Here is a 19,623-nt window from a genome sequence, read left to right as displayed (position 1 = left end):
ACATCATTGTCACCCTTTTTGCGCTTGTTATTTCAAACTCCTCCACTTCAGTTCTGTATTCCGGCCATTATTTGATCGCTCCTTGCATGACGCCTCTGATAATATAACGCTGTCCGAACAGGTAGGCGATGAGAACAGGCAGAACAGTCATCAGAATTGCCGGGATCAACAGCTCCCAGTTATTCATGTACGTTCCGTTGAACACTTTCATTTTAATCGGCATTGTATAGTAATGCTCTTTCGTCAGGACTAACGACGGCAGCAAATAGTCATTCCAAATCCACAGGACATTTAAAATTGCGATCGTTACGGACGTCGGCATAAGCATAGGCATCACCACCTTGAAGAAAGTCTGTTTCCGGGTGCAGCCGTCGATCAATGAGGCTTCCTCCAGTTCGAGAGGAATTGATTTAATGAAGCCGTGATAAATAAAGACAGAAAATGCGCTGCCGAATCCGACATATAATGCAATCAATAAGGGGATCGGTGCCATTTCAATCATTTTGAGTTGGGCGCCGTAGATATAAATCAGAGGGATCATAATTGATTGGAACGGAATAATCATTGAAGCTACCAATATTGCAAAAAAAGTTTTATTAAATCGAGTTGCCACCCGAACCATGTAGTAAGCGGCCATCGCTGAAAACAGCGAAATGAGCACTACACTGACCACGGTGATAAGAACCGAATTTTTAAACGTGACCAGAAAATTCATCTTTTCGATGACATCGACAAAATGGCCGATGCTCAAGCTTGTCGGCAAGGAAAAAGGATTCTCCAAAATTTGTCCATTGTCCTTGAATGAGTTAACAATCAGCAGGAGAAACGGAAACAGAAAAATAAACAATGCAGCGATCAGCAAACTATAGGTTATGATTATGAAAGCGTTTCTGCGATCAGCCATTATCCGCTAACCTCCATTTTCTTGCTGTAATACACTTGCACTCCGGTCACAACGGCCACAATGACAAACAAAATGATCGCTTCCGCTTGACCGACGCCATAGTTGTTTTCGATGAACGCTTTCTGCACGACGTGCATGGAGACCATCTTCGTGCTGTCGTAAGGTCCGCCTCCGGTCAAAGCGAAATTCAAATCATAGACCATAAAGGCATTTTTCAGTGAGAGGAATACGGTAATGACAAAGGCGGGAACCATTAAAGGAATTGTCATGCGGGTTAGCCGCTGCCATGAGTTCGCCCCGTCGATCGTCGATGCTTCGATTACATCTCTGGGAATGCTGATTAAACCGGCAATAAAGATAATCATCATATAACCTGCGGATTGCCAAACGGTTACAATAACAAGCGCCCAAAAAGCCAGATTCGCATCACCTAACCAGCCCAGGCGAAATAACTCGACGCCCAACTTTTCCCCAAGCGTCGGCAGCGAACGGACGAAAATAAATTGCCAGATATATCCCAGCACCAGCCCCCCGATGAGATTCGGGGTAAAGAAGGCCGTTCTGAAAAAATTTTGCTTTCGCAGTCCAGAGGTCACTAAATATGCCAAAGCAAAGCCGGTTACATTGACCAGCACAATGGTCGCTCCGACATATTTGATCGTCAGCCACATGGAATCCCAAAATTTATTATCGCGGATTGCCCGAAGATAGTTTTCAACCCCCGCGTATTCCATCGGGCTTACCGGGGTTGCCATCTTCATCAAGGTGAGATAAAAACCGTAAACAAATGGGATCAGCAGAGCAATTGAAAAGAAAATCATTGTCGGTCCCGTGAAAAATAACTGGTTGCCCAGCCGTTTCATTACTCTTTGCCTCGATATCATGAGCCACTTCACACCCTTGAACGAAATTAACGAACAATGGGGCGAGCGTGCTTCTCACCCCATTGATCAGACAAAAGGAAACTACCGAGTATTGAGATTAATTGCTTGTGTAATAGGACTGAATAGCTTGGGCAAGATCCTCGCGTGATTTCCTTTTGTCAATATACTGCTGCACTTCCGGACCAAGAATGGAAAACCAGTCACCAGGCACAATATAGTTGGTGCTGAACGGCATCGTTTTTCCTTGCGCGATCGCCACCGCAATCGCTGCGCCGAGCGGGTTCGTCACTTTATGCGGATTGTTCTTGAAAGCGGAGATCACTTGAGCTTTATTCACAAGCCAATCTTGGCCGACTTCGTCGTAAACAAGCCAATTCAAATATTTTTTGGCCGCTTCCTGCTGCGCCGGCGTTGCGTCTTTGTTAATAATGTAGATATTCGTAGGACCGGCAACAATTTTGTTGTTAAGAGGATTGTCGGGATTGTTGTCGACCGGGACTGGAATAAATCCAAAGGAATCGCCTGCAACGGCTTGAAGCGAATCGAATGCCCAGTTTCCATTGAACAGAATCGCGGATTCGCCCTTTCCTACCGAAACATGTGCGTCATCGTAGTATTGTCCAATCGGACGCTCTCCGTATTTGTTATATTGTTCGGAAGCCAGCAAATCCATCGTGTCATAATAGCCGTTCCATACTTCATTACTTGCCAGATCGAAGGTGCCTGCCTTCAACTGATTGACGATTGAATTCGGATCCTCCGCCTGGTTCAAAAATTGCGAGCTGTAATGATTGCTCACCGACCAGCCCTCTGTTTGATAAGCTACCGGGTATTGCACACCGGAAGCCTGAAGCTGATCGAACAAGGCTATCAACTTATCTCGGGTATTGATGGAGAACGGATCGAAAGAACCGCCAACGGCATTCTCGACAACTTGCTTGTTGTATACAAGTCCAAAGCCCTCGATCGAAAATGGAAACCCGACAATGGTGCCTTCCGCATTTTTGATGGCGTCATTTGTTTCTTCCACCCACCGTTCTCCTGAAAGATCGATGCCGAAATCTTTATACTTCTCAAGTACGCCATTAGGCTCTACCATAGCAAGCGTAACAACAACGCCCGATGAGGTCAGCCGATCCAGCACACTTAGAGAATCACCAACCGCCCCTGTATGGACCTCAACAGTAATGTTCGGATTCTCCGTCATGAAATCTTTTGCAGCTTGTTCATACAGTGCAGTGAGCTCGCCTTTGCCGTTTGCAATAATGATCGTAACCGGCTCATCCTCGGCGACTGCTGACGGATTGTTATTTGTTGCGGTCGAATTATTTGTATTTGATTCGGCCGTTGTGTTGCCCGTTCCTCCGCAAGCTGTCAATACAAGTACAGCCGCAAGCAATAAGACTAGAACTGATACGAATGTTTTTCTCAATCTGAACCCCTCCAAATATGATGTCGCTTGACCTGTTGAAGGTCTTGGCGAACGATTTATAAATGCTTTCAAATTGAAATGATAGCGTTTACTTATCGTTATGATCATTATAGAAAAGGGGGGCAGCTCCCGAAAACGCCGGGAATTGATCGAAAAATCGTCGTAAATTGATAAAACTGCCGATTAATAAATAAGATGAGTTTAGGAACCCTCGGTCCTAAAACTCATCCCGGTTTATTCATCGACAGTTTGGTGTTCGTTGGTCGTCTCCCATAAAGTTTGCAGCTGCTGCAGTACCTGCTCCGCTGTCATCTGATCGCCGATATAAGCCTGCATAACAGGGCCAAACTCATAATCGGACACACCATCCGGATAAGTATACCAATTCCATGATAACGTTTTGTTTTCATAAGAATAACGCAAAATATCATCAGCCAACGGCCCCAGGGAATCCGTCTGAATATGATGGAACGCCGGAATAAATTTCAGACGCTCGACGAGATGCATTTTGCCCTGCTCGGATGAAACCATCCAATTTAAAAACAGTTTGGCCTCCGCTTTCTTTTGTTCGGAGCTTTTTTTGTTAATCACCCAATTATTAGGAACTCCAACCGCTAATGCATCATTGCCGGGATTGTCATTAATCGGGATCGGCAGCATACCGATATTCATGTTCGAGGTGATTTGATCGAGCATCGGTTGAATCCAGTTTCCCTGCTGGATCATAGCCGCTTTACCTTGCGCGAATTCGCTCACCTGCGCATTGTAGTCGAAAGTCAACGGCTGATCATTTCCATATTCAAGTGTTACATCCAGAAGTTTTAATAGATCAAGAAAGTGCGGATTCCCTTCGATACTCTCTGTACCTCGACTCAAATTTCTAATAAATTCATCGGTATTGTCCTGATGGGCGAATGCAATATTGATCAGGTGAACACCGAGTACCCATTTCTCCGCATAAGCATTCGCAAATGGAGTAATGCCGGCCGATTTGAGCCTGCTTGCCGATTCCGTCAATTCGGATAACGTTGTCGGCAGTTCCACAATCCCCGCCTGCTTGAATAAATCTTTGTTATAAATAAACCCGTAACCTTCAATGTTGACCGGCATGCCGTAAACTTTACCATCCAGCGTCATCGGCTCCAACGCCATGTCAATCGCATTTTGAACCCATGGCTGATCGGATAAGTCCTCCAAATAATCGCGGTACAATCTGGCTTCCTCGTAGCCTCCGTTCGTAAATATATCCGGTCCCTGACCATACGCAAACATGGCCCGCAACTCAGCGCGGTCATCCGCCCCGCCGCCGACCGTACGGACGTTAATCTGCACATGCGGATGTTCCTTCATGTAATCATTCACCATTTGTTCGAATTGCGATGCAATTTCCACCTTCGGGTTAAGAATCTCCAGCGTAATTTTATTGTTTTCCCCGCTTGGCAACGTAGCCTGTCCTTCCTGTTCGAGGCTGGAATGAGCATAATATACCACTGTCACGAGCAGCGCAACAAGCACAATAGCTGATGACAATAGAACCATAATCCGTTTTCTGCTCAACTTGTTCCCCCTGCCTTGCCGTCGCGGTACTCCATTGGCGTCATGCCGACCATTCGCTTAAATAATTTGGAGAAATATTTCTCATCCTGATACCCCAGCTTGACGGAAATGGCGAACATTTTATCCTCTGTCTCACGAAGCCATTTTTTGGCCTGCTCCACTCTCAACTGATTCAAATAGTCGGAAAGCGTCATCCCCGCCTCCTGCTTGAACCGTCGCGAAATATGCTCGCGGCTAAAGAAAAAGCGGCGCGCCAACAGGTCCAGACTGATTTCTTCGGTGAAATGGCTGTTTACAAAAGTGACAATATCCTGGATGCGCCTGCTGTCATCCTGAGGGCTTAATTGATGGATCATTCTGAATTGATTGGCTTGCATTGCTTGCTTGGCTTCCTCATACGCGAAGGCCAGTTCCTCCAAAGATCGGACCGGAAATGCACCGGTCAGGCGAACTGGAATGTCAACCAGCTTCGCAATCCATCGCTCAATCGCTTGCAGCTTGCCCGCGGCGCTAATCATTACGTATAAATGGCGTTCGGTCTGCAAAGAAAATACATTGCCAAAGTCCAGTTCAATCAACTCCTCCGATAGACGTTTTATATAACTCTCCGGCATATGGGATTGATAAAAATAAATGAGCGTAAATTCATAGTTCTCTGCATAGGGGATGCTTTCGGTCAAGATGTCCCGGTCATACGGCCGCCCATCACAAGCTGCGTTTACGTTGCGGCTCCAGCGCTCTCTTCTCACCTCATCATGAATCCCCGATTGCTTGTCCCGCCTTGCCTCTCTCTCGTTGTTCCAGGTCTGCACCGCACCTTCCAATATCACGTTAAGCTCTTCAGGGTTGACCGGCTTCATCAGATAATCGTAAGCGCCGAAATTAATCGCCTTCCGCATATAGACGTAGTCATCATAACCGGTGAGGATGATCACCTTGCACGAGTATTCGATCTCACTCAGCCACTCCAGCAACTGAATTCCGTTCATCTTGGGCATCTTAATATCCGTGATCAGAATCTCGGGCTGCTCCAGGGCGATTAACGCTTTAGCCTCTTCGCCGTTGGCAGCCTCACTTATTTCCTCTATGCCGAGCTGCTCCCATTGGCCGAAATAACGAATCACGTCCCGGACATTCGCTTCATCATCAACGAGCAGGATTCTCATTATGCTCCTCCTCCTCACTGTTGTGTACAGCCAAGCTGTGCTGATTGCTCATTGCTTGTTCACGGGGAAAGATCAATCGGACTTTAAAGCCGCTTGCATTGTCCGAGTATACCTCCAGGGCTGCATCCGCTCCGTAATTGAGTACAAGCCGCTCATGAATGTTTTTCAATCCGATGCGATCATACGAATGCCGACTCTCATGATCCTTCATTCTGATTTTGCACCTGAGCTCTTCCAGCACTTCCCCGGCGAGGCCCGGCCCATTGTTCTCAACCTCAATAACGAGCTGTTCATTGTTCATCGTACCACGAATACTGAGCTGGGTATCGCGCCCGTCCTCCTCAAAGCAGTGCTTGAAATAGTTCTCCACCAAGGGCTGTAGTATCATAGCGGGAACGGGAACATCCATGATAGACTCCGCTATATCGATTCTGCAGTCAAACGTTGTGCGAAAACGTTCCTTCTGCAGATTCAGATACGCCTCCACGTAATCAACTTCACTGCGCATGGTCACCCAATGATCCGGCCGGAGCGTATATCTCATCATTTTCGACAAGGACGTCACCAGCTTGTACACTTCAGGGGAACCGGAACGAATCGCAACGGCTCCAATCGACTGCAGCGCATTATTCAAAAAATGAGGATTGATCTGGGATTTAAGCGCCCGGAATTGATTTTTTTTATTCTCAAGCTCCAGTCGGTACTCACGCTCGATATGGAGATTAATGCGGCTCATCATCTCCTTGATATGCGTCTCCAAATGGCCAATCTCATCTTCTCTTGCGCTTTCAAATTGAACAAGCAAATTCTCGCCTCCGATTTTCCGCAACTTGCGGCTAAGCAGCTTGATCGGTTGAGTCACTTTGTAAGAAATAATGCTGGTCATCACCAAACCGAGGATGACGACGATAATGCCAACCATAATATTCGTATAGGCGGCTTGACGAACCTCGCTGAACAGAACGTCGCTGGTTGAAGTCTTAATCAGGCTCCATTGATTTAATACCCCTGACAGCTCTTCCGACAATTGAATGTCGCCAGTCTTTTGCCCGTTCACCGTACTATGGACAGAAGCGGCAGTTTGGCCTATCCGATCCGCATCGGAAGAATAAATAACATTACCGTTCGAATCCGCAAGCAGCACCGCCTCATGATCTTCTGATATAAAGCGTTTACATATTTGTGAAATCCGATCCAGATCGATATCCATCGTGACAAGACCAAGAAAACGATTATTAAATACGTCCATAATTTTATGATGGAAACTGAGCACCATCGTCCTGTCCGATACGGGCAAAACAGCCGTTTGATTGTAATTTACAATTGGATGCGGCGGTTCAATCGAGTAAGTGCTTCCCGAGGTTAACAGCGCTTGAATAGAAGGCTTGTCAATAACTTCCGGCATTTGTTTGCGGGCGCTGACCATTGCATCGTATACCGTAAAGGAATCTCCCCCTTTTGCGATAAACACGCGAACTTGGCGGATTTCTTCCCGCATCAGGTAGAATGTCTTCATTCCTTTGTCGATGGCGATCTGATTAACATAGATGGAGTCTTCAAAGCCTCGTTCAAACACCCGGAACAATTCGGGATTCCGGTATAGAATCAGCGGCAGATCGATCATTTCCTGAAAATATTGCTCCAATTCCTCGCTCGTCTTTTGCAATTGCTCGCTGCTGTTTTTCAATTCCATCCGTTCAACGTTCGATTTGGTTTGCCAGTAAATAAGGACAACCGAAATAAAATAGGGGATAATGATAAATATAAGAAGCAATAAAAGAAGCCGGCTGTGTATACTTTTCATTCGATCACATCCCCTCCTCTCATTTCAGAATATAAATGATTATGAATAACAATGTTACCGGCAATTGGGGACATGCAAAGAAAAGCACCCCGGAATCAAAATGCTCATTCAAGTATAGATAGGGAAAAAAGGCAGTAAAACGTCGTATGTTGATTATAAAGTAGTCGTAAATTGATCTTCCGCAAGAAACTAAGAAAGCCTAAGGCACAAACACAAGCCTAGCTCATCGATAGGCGCATCCATCTACGTTCAATCAGTCCTCTTCGCTGCCGTAATCGTCGCCTCCCACGCAAATATTCGTCAGAACATTCAAAACATAAGCTCATATCCATCGTCACGATGGATATTCCTGCCGCCTTACACAAAAATTGACGCTACCGATCATTATTACTCATAACTATTTTAACCCGTAAAATTGCATCCTCCTAGTGCTCTTTCAATCGTATAAGGCCGCGTGGCAGAAACAAATCATAGAAATAGATTGATAGCCATATCATATCACATTGAGAAAGTGAGAAGACATGAAAAAACCGCCCCCAATAAATCGTGGAGGCGGCGCAGTCGAACCTGAAAACTCAGATTTGATACGCATCAATATGCTCAAGCTTATCACTGCCGCATTTCATACAGCAGGTGTTTAAGTCACCATGAAAATCATCCTGTATTTTATTAATGTCCCTATATGGACAGGAATTATATTTACGTAAAAACTCGTAATTTTTTAGAAATCTGCTGCTTTTTAATGACGATTATCAAATTTAACCGCCTTTCCTATTACCCTCTCTTCTTGCGTGTCATGACGTCGAAAATGACCGCCGCCGCCAATACGCCCCCGCGAATCATATACTGGTACGAAATCCCGACGCCCAGCAGATTCATGCCGCTCGACAGAGAAGCCATGACGATCGCACCGATGATGGCGCCCGTCACTTTGCCGACCCCGCCCGCGGAGGAAACGCCGCCGATATACGCTGCGGCAATCGCGTCAAGCTCAAACAGCGTGCCCGCAGTCGTGGTAGCAGATTGGAGGCGGGACGTGAACAATATGCCTGAAAGCGCGGCGAGCATCCCCATCGAGCCGAACACGATGTACGTGATCTTTTTGACATTGATTCCGCTCAGGTGAGCCGCTTCCGGGTTGCTGCCCACGGCGTAAATATGCCGCCCGAGAACCGTCCTGGTCGTCAAGAAATGATAAACGACGACCACAAGAAGCATAATGACGACCGTCCAAGAGAAACCGTTGTATTGGGCGAGAATCCAAGTAATATAGGCAATTATTGCAGATACGAACACCAGCTTCAACGCGAAAATCGGTTTGGAAATGACCTCGAATTCGTATTTCAGTTTATTGCGGCGGGTTGAAATTTCACTCAGAACGTAAAGCACGATGCATAACAAGCCCAACACCAATGAAAGCAAATGCAGCCCGTTCACTTCAACAATAGAGGGAATAAACCCGTTACCGATCGCGTTAAAATGTTCATCCTTAATAATAATCGTGCCGGTTTTTTCAGTAATTTGCAGTAAAGCGCCGCGGAACACGAGCATCCCCGCCAATGTCGCCACGAAGGACGGAATGCCGATCTTGGCGATGAGTACCCCGTTGATCAGTCCAAGTACAGCGCCGAGCACGAGTATAATCGGAATGGTGATATACATGGAGACGCCCGCCTGCGTAAGCAAGATCGCCGCAATGGCGCCCAGGAAACCGGCCGCGAAGCCGACGGACAAATCGATTTGCCGGATGACGATGACAAGTGTCATACCGACCGCGAGCACGGCAATATATCCTGTCGCATCCAGCAGATTGCTTATGTTACGGGAAGACATGAACAGTCCGTCCGTCATTATCGTGAAGGTAATCATGATGACGAACAAAGCGATGTACATGCCGTATTCACGGATATTTTCTTTGATTAGCGTCCTTGCCTCTTGAAAGAAGCCCGCCGGCGTCCCGGCCGTGACGGCCTCCGGCTTACGATTCAACTCCATAGGTGAACCTCCTATTGCGTAGCTAGCTGCATAATTTTTTCTTGATCGGCCTCGGCGATCGACAATTCCCCTTTGATCTCGCCCTCGGCCATGACATATACGCGGTCGCTCATCCCCAATACTTCACCGAGCTCCGACGAAATCATAATGATGCTCATGCCTTCACTAATCAGCTTGTTCATAATCGTGTAAATTTCGAATTTCGCCCCGACGTCGATGCCTCGCGTTGGTTCGTCCAAAATGAGCAGCTTCGGCCCGACGAACAGCCATTTGCCCAGAGACACTTTCTGCTGATTGCCCCCGCTTAACTTGCCGACCAGCTGTATCACGGAGGGCGCTTTGATGTGCATGGAATTTTTATATTCGCTCGCAATCTTCACTTCTTCGTTGTCGTTGATGACCCCGCTCGTGGAAATCCCCCGCAAATGCGCGGCGGTAATGTTGCTCTTGATATCTTGGGCCAAGAACAGCCCGTTGCCCTTCCGGTCCTCGGTCACGTACGCGATGCCCGCCCCAATCGCGTCGCTCGTGTGCGCGAACTTGCGCGGTACACCCTCCAGCACCAGCTCACCCTGAAGTTTGTACGCTTTCGGGTTGCCGAAGATGCTTAGCGCCAGCTCCGTTCGGCCCGAGCCCATTAGCCCGGCGATGCCGACGATTTCGCCCTTCCGCACGTGAAAATTGACGTTCTTGGCGACATGCCTGCCGAGCTGAGGATCGAATGCGGACCAATTGCGCAATTCGAGGACGTCCTCGCCGATTGACGGATTTGGCCGTTTCGGATAAATGTCGTTGATCTCCCGGCCGACCATATGTTTGATAATCGCATTCTCGGTAATTTCGCCCTTGGAACCGTCCAACGTACAGATCGTTTGTCCGTCGCGAAGCACCGTCGCGGAATCCGCGATCGAGATGACCTCTTTCAGCTTGTGGGAAATCATGATGCACGTAATGCCTTGGGTTTTCAGCTCCCGCAGCAGCTGCAACAGGTTTTCGCTATCGTCCTCGTTCAGTGCCGCCGTCGGCTCATCAAGGATGAGCAGTTTGACATCCTTGCTTAACGCTTTGGCGATTTCGACGAGCTGCTGCTTCCCGACGCCCAAATCTTTGACGAGCGTTTCCGGATTGATGTTCAGCTTCACCTTCCGGAGCATGTCCTTGGCATTAACGATCGTCCGGTTCCAGTCGACGAGCTTGCCGCGCTTCACTTCATTGCCTGCGAAAATATTTTCATACACCGTCAAATCGGGGAACAGCGCCAGCTCCTGATAAATGATGACGATGCCCGCCTTGACGCTGTCGGTAATCTTGTGAAACTGCTGTACGGCGCCCTCGAATACGATATCTCCTTCGTACGTGCCGTACGGATAGACGCCGCTGAGCACCTTCATTAACGTCGACTTGCCCGCTCCGTTTTCGCCGACTAAGCAATGAATCTCGCCTTTCTTCACTTTAAAATTGACGCTCGCGAGGGCCTTCACCCCGGTAAATTCTTTGGAAATCTGCCGCATTCCCAAAATATTTTCGCTCATTGTTTGCCCCCTTTGCTCCTGCTGCCTTCACAAGTGCGGAATAGTGATAGAGTCTCTATCACTATTCCGTGTTGCATATTCTGTTAATTACAAACCGGTAAATTCGCTAGCTTCATAATATTCGGAATCGATCAGTGCACTCTTGACGTTCGCTTTGTCGACGACGATAACATCGGTTTGCTTCGCTTTCACTTCAATACTGCCGTTATCGTAGGAGCCTGTCGTTTCCGGCGTATTGCCGTCCAGAATCGAAACTGCCATGCCCATTGCATCCGTCACGAGCGACCGCACGTCCTTGAACACCGTCATCGATTGCTTCCCGTCAATGATGTATTGGATAGACGCCTTCTCAGCGTCTTGACCAGTTACTACGAAGTTCGCGACGTCGCTGTCGGAAGCGAATACGTCGGCGATCGAGCGGGCCGTCCCGTCGTTCGGCGCCAGGATAGCGACGTCGCCCTTCATGTCTGCACTTGCCGCCGTCAGATGCGTTTGCGCTTTGTTTTTCGCTTCATTCGCATCCCAGTTCGTCGTGACCTGGCCGATGATTTTGCCTAGTTGATCGCGGGCCAGTTCGGCTGTACCTTTCAAAGCTTCAGCTTCGTTCGAGTTGGCGATTTTGAACGTACCGTCGGCGATTTTCGGCTGAAGCACGCTCCATGCGCCTTGGAAGAACAAGAACGCGTTATTGTCGGAAGCCGCGCCTGCGTACAAGTAAAGCGGTACACCGGTGCCCTGCGCATTGTCGACCAGATATTGCGCTTGCGCTGCGCCGACCGCGACGCTGTCGAATGTCACGTAGTAATCAACCGCATCCGTATTCGTGATCAAGCGGTCGTACGCAATAACCGTGATGCCTTCCTTCTTGGCCGCTTCGACCGCAGCCGCGGCCGCATCGCCGTCCTGCGGACAGATGATCAGCACTTGAATGCCTTTGTTGATCAACGTTTCCACGTTTTCCTTTTCTTTCGCGGATGAGCCTTGGCTGAACAAAATTTCGGTCGTGTAGTCCGTGCCGGATAGCGCATCCTTGAACCGCTGCTCGTCCTGCACCCATCTCGGCTCGTCTTTCGTCGGCAGTACGATGCCTACGCTGACACTTCCGCTGCCGCCGCTGCTGTTCCCGCATGCCGCAACGAACACTGCAACCATCAATACGACTAACATCAAAGCAATCGGTTTCATGATTTTTTTCACTTCTGTTTACCCCTCTCGAATGAATCTTTATTGGCTGACAAAGTAACTATATCACCGGAGATAACTTGTGAAAGCGCTGTCCACTAGCACTTTTTTAATATCGCCTTCACTTTTTTAAACTTTCTGCGGAGGGATTGTGGCCGACCGCCGCCATGCAGCGCAAGTACCGAATCCTTTGAAACCGTTGAACTTGATTCCGGTTACTTCATCCCTCACGATTCGATAACGACTTCGCAATTGCCGGTTTCAAGACAAGAAGGTTCAGGAGTAAGCCCTTATGACTGCTGCTCTTCCGAACATGAAAAAATCGCCTTCCACCTGGCCATGTAGGCATAGTAGAAGGCAATTGATGTTACTGAACTATTATTTGACGTTCTGATACACATCTTCTCTGGAATGGAAGCCGTCGGCGATGACCGTCTCGTCGATCGAGGTTCGGTCGACAGCGATCGGCGCAAGCAGCAACGACGGCACCCGGGCCTTCCCGTTGCTGATGGTCCGGTTCGCCGTCACGGCACCGTCCGTCGCCAGCTTCACCGCCAGCTCAGCCGCCGCCTGCGCCAACGACTGGATCGGCTTGTAGACAGTCAGTGTCTGCGTACCCTCGACGATCCGCTGTGCCGCCTTCAAATCAGCGTCCTGCCCGGCAACCGGTACCTTGCCGGCGAGTCCCTGTGCCGCCAGCGCTTCAATGACGGCGTCCGCCGTCGCGTCGTTGGCGGCGATGACGGCGTCGATATCGTTATCATTTGCCTCCAGCGCCGCTTGTATGTTCTCCAGCGCGTTCGCAGGCTCCCAGTTTTTCGTCCATTGGTCGTAAACAATCGTAATGTCCCCGCTGTCGATCAATGGCTGCAATACGTTGAACACGCCCTTTTTCAAAAGATGCGCATTATTGTCCGTATCCGCGCCTCCAATATATACGTATTTTCCCCGGGGGACCAACTTAGTGATTGCCTTCGCCTGCAGTTCCCCGACCTGTTCGTTATCGAACGAGACATACATATCAACGTTAGCGTTGCGCACCAATCGATCGTAAGCGAGCACCTTAATGCCGGCTAAGTGGGCTTTCTGTACGATCGATGCCATCGCCTCGGCGTTATGGGGAACAATGACGAGAAGATCGATGCCTCGGCTGATTAATGTTTCGGCCTGCGCGATCTGCAGCGCGTCGTCTCCGTTCGCCGCCATAATGTCCACTTCTGCCCCGAGCGCCTCTACCGCCGCTTTAAACAATTCGCGATCCTTCAGCCAGCGCTCCTCCAACAGCGTATCCATCGAAAAGCCGATTTTCACCTTGTCCCGCGCAGTCGGACTTTCTCCGCCCGCCGCTTCCACCGCAAGAGAAGCGGCAGGCTCGACTTGGTAAGCAGCGCCGCTGCCGCCGTCGTCGTTTTCCTCGCATGCGGCAAGGATACCGGCCATCGCAAGCAAGAGCAAACTCAAGAACAGAATCATCCTGATAGAAGTTCGAAATCGTTCCACCGCTCGCCCCCCTCTCATTCGTAACATTTTCAACCTTTAGCCTTTCTTCCCTTGCAGCAGCGCTTTTCGGTATTCCGTCGGCGACAGTTCGCACATTTTCTTGAATACTTTGCTGAAATAATTCGGATCATGATACCCGACCTCGAATGTAATTTCCTTCAAGCTTTTCTCCGGATTGGCCATCAACATCTTCGCCCTCTCGATACGGCACTCCGTCAAAAAATCGATATAGTTGATGCCGAGTTGTTCCTTGAACAGTTTGCTGATGTAAAAGGGGCTGAGTCCCACTCGTTTGCCGATCGCCTCAAGTGAGATGTTCTCGTGGGAGTGTTCTGCGATAAACTGTTTGATTTGATGAATCGTATCCGGCGCCAACCGGCTGTAATACGCTGTATACGACTTCTCCATCCGGTCCAGCATGCTGCCGGTTTCGGCTCTCAGCTGCCGAAAATCTTGCGCTTGGAACGTGTACATCGGCGCTTGCGTTTCAACGCCCATATCGCTCAACATTCGTGACGCGATCCACAGCAGCTCCAGCATACGCTGCTGTGTCTGAACCAAATTCGCACCTTCGTGCTCGTACCGCCCGATAATCTCGATTACGATCGCATGGACCGAGTCCCATTGCCCGAGCCGGATGTGATCGAACAGCTGCTTCTCCCGCTGTTTTCCGGTTTGCCCGATAGGCACGCTGGCAGCGCCCTGCGCCGGCACGTCTTCGTAAAGCCGGTATTTAACGGCCGGCGACGTATCCATGGAAGCGATAAGTGATTCTTGGTAGGATTGCCGGATTTGGTGCAGGGAGCCGCAAACGTTGCCGATCCCGATAAACCACCCCGCTCCGCGGACGGATCCCGCCACGGACAGGATGTCCATCGCCAAGGACATCGCCTGCGAACGGAACGATCGGTCCGGCTCGCGAAATACGATGATCGGGATTTGCCGACCGTTCATCGCGCCGACTAAGCAACTTTCCACCCGCCGCGCCTTCTCCTTCACCGCGGAATACAACGATTCCGAGGCCGGCGGCAGCATGACGTTCATCGTGAACATCTCGTTCGCCGTTCGAATGTCCAAAAGCCCGACCAGCTCCTCCAGATGCACTTCGTGAACATGGTCGAACAACAGCTGTGTCACGATGTCGGTTTCGACGAGCGGCATCGCCTTCTTCAGAGCAACCTGCTGAAGCATGCTGACCTGAATCGATCTTCGTTCCTCCTCGATTTGCTTCAGCACCTTGCCGACCGTCTCCACGATTTCGCGCGCTTTGGTCGGTTTCAGCAAATAATCCTTCACGCCGAGCTTGATCGCTTGGAGCGCATAATCGAATGTATCGAATGCAGTAACCATAATATATCGGATGTCGGGATGCTCCGCAGCGATCCGCTCTACGGTCTCGAGGCCATTCAGCCCCGGCATCTTAATATCCATTAAAATCAAATCCGGCCGGAACGATCCGACCAATGTCAACGCGATTTTTCCGTTAGGAGCTTCCTCGATCTCAACATCGGGCAGTCCATTCTTCAAGATCGCATGCAGCCCTTCCCGCTCGATCCGTTCATCATCCACGATCAAGATCTTGAACATACGCTTCGCTTCCCCTTATCTTCGGTAGTTTCAATACGATCTTCGTGCCCGAACCCGCGACGCTCTCGATGTCCAGAACGTCCGGAATACCGTAAAACAGCCGTAACCGCTTGACGACGTTACTAAATCCAATGCCCGTCGAATGCCCCTCCGTTTCGAACGTATGCTCCTCCATAATCCCCCTGACTTTATGGTCCGCGATACCGGGCCCGTCGTCCTCGATCTCAAGCGTCACCCGGTCCGGCCCGTCGATAACCCGGAACCAGATCACGCCCCCCTCCTCACGAGGCTCGATCGAATGAATGACGGCATTCTCCACGATCGGCTGCAGCGTAAGACCCGGCATTTGCACATGCAGGCACGACTCGTCAATTTCTGTATAAAACTGCAGCCGCTCCGAAAATCTCGCCATCTGAATCTCGATATACTGCCGCAGCACTCTCACTTCGTCATAAAGTGTAACCGAGCGGTCCAATCGCTTGAGATTGTAGCGCAAGAGGTCGGCGACGTTGACGAGCAGATCGCTCGTTTCTTCCGATCCTTCCAAATACGCCTTCTTGGAAATTGTATCGAGCGTGTTGAACAAAAAATGCGGGTTGATCTGGCTTTGCAGGCTGCGCAGCTGGCTTTCCTGGAGCAGCAGCTTGCTTTGCTGAAGCTCCTTCTCGAGCTGGGCCTTCTCCTGAATTTCCACGATCAAGTTATTAATATTGATGCGCATCCGATCGAACATTTTGGCAAGAAACGATATTTCGTCATTCGATGCCACCTCGATCTTCAGGTCGAACCGCCCCCGGGACAGCTCCTTGGCCGCCTGAATCAGCGTCAACACCGGCCTCGTAATGCTTAAAGAAAACCAGTACGTGAACAGCGCGAGCAAGAACGTGATCAGCAGGAGCAGCCACATCCCGAGCCTCTTGAGCGCCTCCGACTGCTCAATGATCCCCCGGTAAAACCGGTCGTATGTATTTAACTCTTTATCGATCAAGGTGAGCGTCATTTCTGAAATATACATGGCAATGCGCGTCGCTTCGGAGAACGCTTTTCCCGACGCTTCGGCGTCTTTCTCCTCTTGAAACAACAGAAGCGAACGGTCCGTCGTCCCGACGAGGCTGTCGATCAAATGAACGTAATTGCTTAATTCAAAGTCGTTGTCGGTGTTTCGGAGACTCTGCACTTCAAATTTCGTTTGACGAAGCGTGTCTTCGCGCGCCTGCAACTCCTCCATTTGCTTCGGCGTCGGCGAGCGCAGATAATTATTCAGCGCCGCGACCAGTTGCTGGCTAGCGATCGTCACTTCGTTCATGCGCAAATAGCGCTGTAATATATCGTTGTACTGGTCTTGCGACTTCTGGTTATAATACGTAAGCGCGATCCATATTGCCGCCATAATACTAAGCACGACCGAGGCGAGTAGCCATATTTTCTTCTGAATGCTGGTCATGGCGCGTCCATCGCCTTCAACATATGAATGTCGGTATAATAGCCGTTCATATCGAGCGGGATCGTCTCGCCGTTCAGCCATTTCACCATCAGGTCCACGCTCAGTCTACCCATCACTTCGGGCGATTGCTCGATCATGCCGTCCAGCTTCCCTTCCTTCAACAATGACAACGACTCGGGACTGTCGTCAAAGGAATATATATGGTACGGTTTAATTTGAAAGCGCTTTCCGATCGCTTGGACCAAAGCCTCCACAATGTTGGCATTCACCGCGATGAAAGCGTCCGTGTCGGGAAATCGGTTCATGACGTCCCCGGCTGCGGCAATGACACTTTCCCTCGCATCAGCCGTTTCCGCGTATACCGTTACGATATCCGGATAATTTTTCAGCACGTTTTGAATGCCGTCCAGCCGCTGTTTCTGGTAATACTGCTGTCGGCTGTCGCCGATCAGAACGACCGTGCCCGCCGGTCCCATGTCGGCTGCCAGCTCTCTCCCGATCATCCGCCCGGCCGAATAATGATCGGATCCGACGTACGTCCTTCTCAGACTTTCCTGCATCGGAACGTCGTTGGCCACCGTAATGACGGGTATACCGTATAAACCGGCTTGAATTTTCGTCAGTTCCTTGAACTCGGCTGTGTCCAACCCTTGTACAATAATGCCGTCGACTTTGGACGTAATAGCAATTTCAATTTTCTTTAGAAAATCGTCCTCGTTTCTGCCGTAGCTCCCCCATACTTGCAGATTTGCATCTACCTTCTTCGCTTGCTCAAGCGCACCGTCACCGACTTTGTTCCAGAACGGCGTTTCCAGCTCCTGCGTAATCAGCAATAGGCGATATCGTGCCTGCTGTTCGTCCAAGGCGCGCGGCAGCGGCCAATCGGCACGAAATGCCTCCCCTGCCGATACGAATGTAAAATAGCAAAGGACGACGGCGATCAGTCCCAGTACGATCATGGCCGTTTTACGCAAATCCAACGCCCCCCCTATATCATATGCACTAGTTCCATCCTATCATCTTCGGGAAAATTCTCAACCCCCCCGGTCGGTCTGCACGATGGTCAAAAACGATGAGTGATAACAATCGCAGCCGTCCGCCCTTAAACCTGTCACGATCTCCGGAAATCCAATCCGGACCTGTCATTCCACTCCTGATCCGTCGACGTGATGATCTTCTGGTAACAAAAAACCGTATGCTACTTTTTCGGTAGCGTGCGGTTTTTTCGCTGTCTTATAAAATATTCATTCGTTGCAATTCCAACCAGTATAACGGCTGGAACTATATCGTATAGATTGAAATGTCCGTCTACGGTATACCTCAAAAGAAAAAAAGTTAGTGCGCCAAACCCGATAATTCTAAGCAAAATCCATCGGTTCATTAATAAAAACCTCATTTCCAAAAAAATGATTAGATATTAAAAACTTGGAATTTAATATTATTATAGCAAGTACTGGTTCGCAAATAGTCTAGAACCGCGCAAAAAAGTAGGCATCACAGCAATTTATAACCTTTGCGCATTTTAGTGGTGCGTGCGGACTTTAGAATCATCCTTAAATTCCCTGGGATCTTAGCCCAAAAGGACATGCCCCAAATAAACACGGTATAACCGCTTTACTTGGGGCATAGGACCAGCTGATAAGCACCATTTTTTATTTAATCAATTTATCGCACATTCATTTCACTTGGCTTCGGACCTTTGCGCCGGTCGCAGTCGAGTTGATTTATTTGTTCCATCTGATTCGCGGTCAGCTCAAAATCAAACACGTTAAAGTTCTCTTCGATTCGTGATGGCGTTACGGATTTCGGAATCACGATGGAGTTGCTTTGCAAGTGCCAGCGCAGCACGACTTGAGCCGGTGTTTTGCCAGTGGCTTCGGCAATCTTCACGATAGCTTCATCCTTCAACACATCGCCTCCCTGATCCAGAGGGCTCCATGCTTCCACAAAAATATCATGCTTGCCGCAAAATTCTTTTAACTCATTCTGAGCAAGATACGGATGGCACTCAACCTGGTTTAAAACAGGCTTCACTTCACATTCGTTAAGCAAGCGTTCCAAATGCTCAATTTCGAAGTTGCATACGCCGATCGCTTTGGCTCGCCCTTCACGATACAGCTTTTCCATAGCTTTATATGTATCAATGTACTGATCATATTGAGGAGTAGGCCAATGGACTAAATACAAGTCAATATAATCGAGTTCCAATCTTTCAAGACTTTCATCAAATGCGCGCAAGGTGTTATCGTAGCCTTGATCGCTGTTCCAGACTTTTGTTGTAATAAACAACTGTTCACGAGGAACACCCGATTGTCGAATCGCTCTCCCGACACCTTTTTCATTTTTATAAATCATCGCAGTGTCAATGGACGTGTAACCTGCTTCAAGCGCTTTGGAGACAGCTGCTTCAGCCGCATCATCTTCTACTTGCCAAACGCCAAACCCGAGTTGGGGCATTTTTAAACCATTGTTTAGGGTAACATAATTCATACTAGTGTCCCTCCTAAATTGAATTAAATTATCGGACCACGCCACTTCTAATACCGACCTTACTGAAATAGATTACTTAATTTTTGCCCAGAAATCAATAAGAAACGGTACTGCGCATTTTTATAATAAGATCCAGGTGTGTCCAT

14 protein-coding genes are annotated in these 19,623 nt (G+C 49.1%); all 14 read right to left on the bottom strand.

What is annotated here, in order from left to right; all coding sequences use genetic code 11:
• Positions 1–67: 67 nt before the first annotated feature.
• The 14 genes from IEW11_RS21915 to IEW11_RS21850 all read right to left on the bottom strand — a co-directional run bounded on the left by IEW11_RS21915 (position 68) and on the right by IEW11_RS21850 (position 19,477).
• Positions 68–904 (bottom strand): carbohydrate ABC transporter permease, encoded by an 837-nt coding sequence (locus IEW11_RS21915; RefSeq protein WP_188533217.1) that lies wholly within the window; start codon positions 902–904, stop codon positions 68–70.
• Positions 904–1,788, bottom strand: coding sequence for a carbohydrate ABC transporter permease (locus IEW11_RS21910; RefSeq protein ID WP_188533216.1), 885 nt, complete (start codon positions 1,786–1,788; stop codon positions 904–906). The genes IEW11_RS21915 and IEW11_RS21910 overlap by 1 nt, the downstream gene beginning before the upstream one ends.
• A gap of 97 nt (positions 1,789–1,885) precedes the next feature.
• On the bottom strand, positions 1,886–3,220 hold the full coding sequence (locus tag IEW11_RS21905; RefSeq protein ID WP_188533215.1) for an ABC transporter substrate-binding protein: 1,335 nt from the start codon (positions 3,218–3,220) through the stop codon (positions 1,886–1,888).
• A 234-nt stretch (positions 3,221–3,454) separates the two neighbouring features.
• A complete protein-coding gene (locus IEW11_RS21900) occupies positions 3,455–4,777 on the bottom strand; it encodes an ABC transporter substrate-binding protein (protein ID WP_229725554.1) in 1,323 nt (440 codons plus the stop codon).
• Entirely contained in the window at positions 4,774–5,943 is a 1,170-nt protein-coding gene (locus tag IEW11_RS21895) for a response regulator (RefSeq protein ID WP_188533214.1), read from the bottom strand. The genes IEW11_RS21900 and IEW11_RS21895 overlap by 4 nt, the downstream gene beginning before the upstream one ends.
• A complete protein-coding gene (locus tag IEW11_RS21890) occupies positions 5,924–7,747 on the bottom strand; it encodes a cache domain-containing sensor histidine kinase (RefSeq protein WP_188533213.1) in 1,824 nt (607 codons plus the stop codon). Before IEW11_RS21890 ends, IEW11_RS21895 begins: the two co-directional genes overlap by 20 nt.
• Positions 7,748–8,521: 774 nt before the next feature.
• The gene (locus IEW11_RS21885) at positions 8,522–9,742 is read right to left on the bottom strand and encodes a sugar ABC transporter permease (protein ID WP_188533212.1); all 1,221 of its coding nucleotides are present in this window, start codon (positions 9,740–9,742) and stop codon (positions 8,522–8,524) included.
• Positions 9,743–9,753: 11 nt separating this feature from the next.
• Positions 9,754–11,274, bottom strand: a complete 1,521-nt coding sequence (locus IEW11_RS21880; protein WP_188533211.1) for an ATP-binding cassette domain-containing protein — start codon at positions 11,272–11,274, stop codon at positions 9,754–9,756.
• An 87-nt stretch (positions 11,275–11,361) separates the two neighbouring features.
• The gene (locus IEW11_RS21875) at positions 11,362–12,441 is read right to left on the bottom strand and encodes a sugar ABC transporter substrate-binding protein (protein WP_373289372.1); all 1,080 of its coding nucleotides are present in this window, start codon (positions 12,439–12,441) and stop codon (positions 11,362–11,364) included.
• Positions 12,442–12,834: 393 nt separating this feature from the next.
• Positions 12,835–13,956: a D-xylose ABC transporter substrate-binding protein gene (xylF, locus tag IEW11_RS21870; RefSeq protein ID WP_373289368.1), complete on the bottom strand. Its 1,122-nt coding sequence runs from the start codon at positions 13,954–13,956 to the stop codon at positions 12,835–12,837.
• Positions 13,957–13,992: 36 nt separating this feature from the next.
• Positions 13,993–15,543 carry a response regulator gene (locus IEW11_RS21865; RefSeq protein WP_188533209.1) on the bottom strand — a complete coding sequence of 517 codons (1,551 nt, stop codon included), beginning with the start codon at positions 15,541–15,543 and terminating at the stop codon, positions 13,993–13,995.
• Positions 15,518–16,987 (bottom strand): sensor histidine kinase, encoded by a 1,470-nt coding sequence (locus IEW11_RS21860; protein WP_188533208.1) that lies wholly within the window; start codon positions 16,985–16,987, stop codon positions 15,518–15,520. Before IEW11_RS21860 ends, IEW11_RS21865 begins: the two co-directional genes overlap by 26 nt.
• Positions 16,984–17,961, bottom strand: coding sequence for a sugar ABC transporter substrate-binding protein (locus IEW11_RS21855; protein ID WP_188533207.1), 978 nt, complete (start codon positions 17,959–17,961; stop codon positions 16,984–16,986). The genes IEW11_RS21860 and IEW11_RS21855 overlap by 4 nt, the downstream gene beginning before the upstream one ends.
• A gap of 691 nt (positions 17,962–18,652) precedes the next feature.
• Positions 18,653–19,477 (bottom strand): aldo/keto reductase, encoded by an 825-nt coding sequence (locus tag IEW11_RS21850; RefSeq protein WP_188533206.1) that lies wholly within the window; start codon positions 19,475–19,477, stop codon positions 18,653–18,655.
• Positions 19,478–19,623: the final 146 nt, after the last annotated feature.

Origin of the sequence: Paenibacillus abyssi, from assembly GCF_014640295.1 — a bacterium.
GTDB classification, from domain to species: domain Bacteria; phylum Bacillota; class Bacilli; order Paenibacillales; family Paenibacillaceae; genus Paenibacillus_D; species Paenibacillus_D abyssi.
This window is presented reverse-complemented; position numbering and strand designations above follow the sequence as displayed.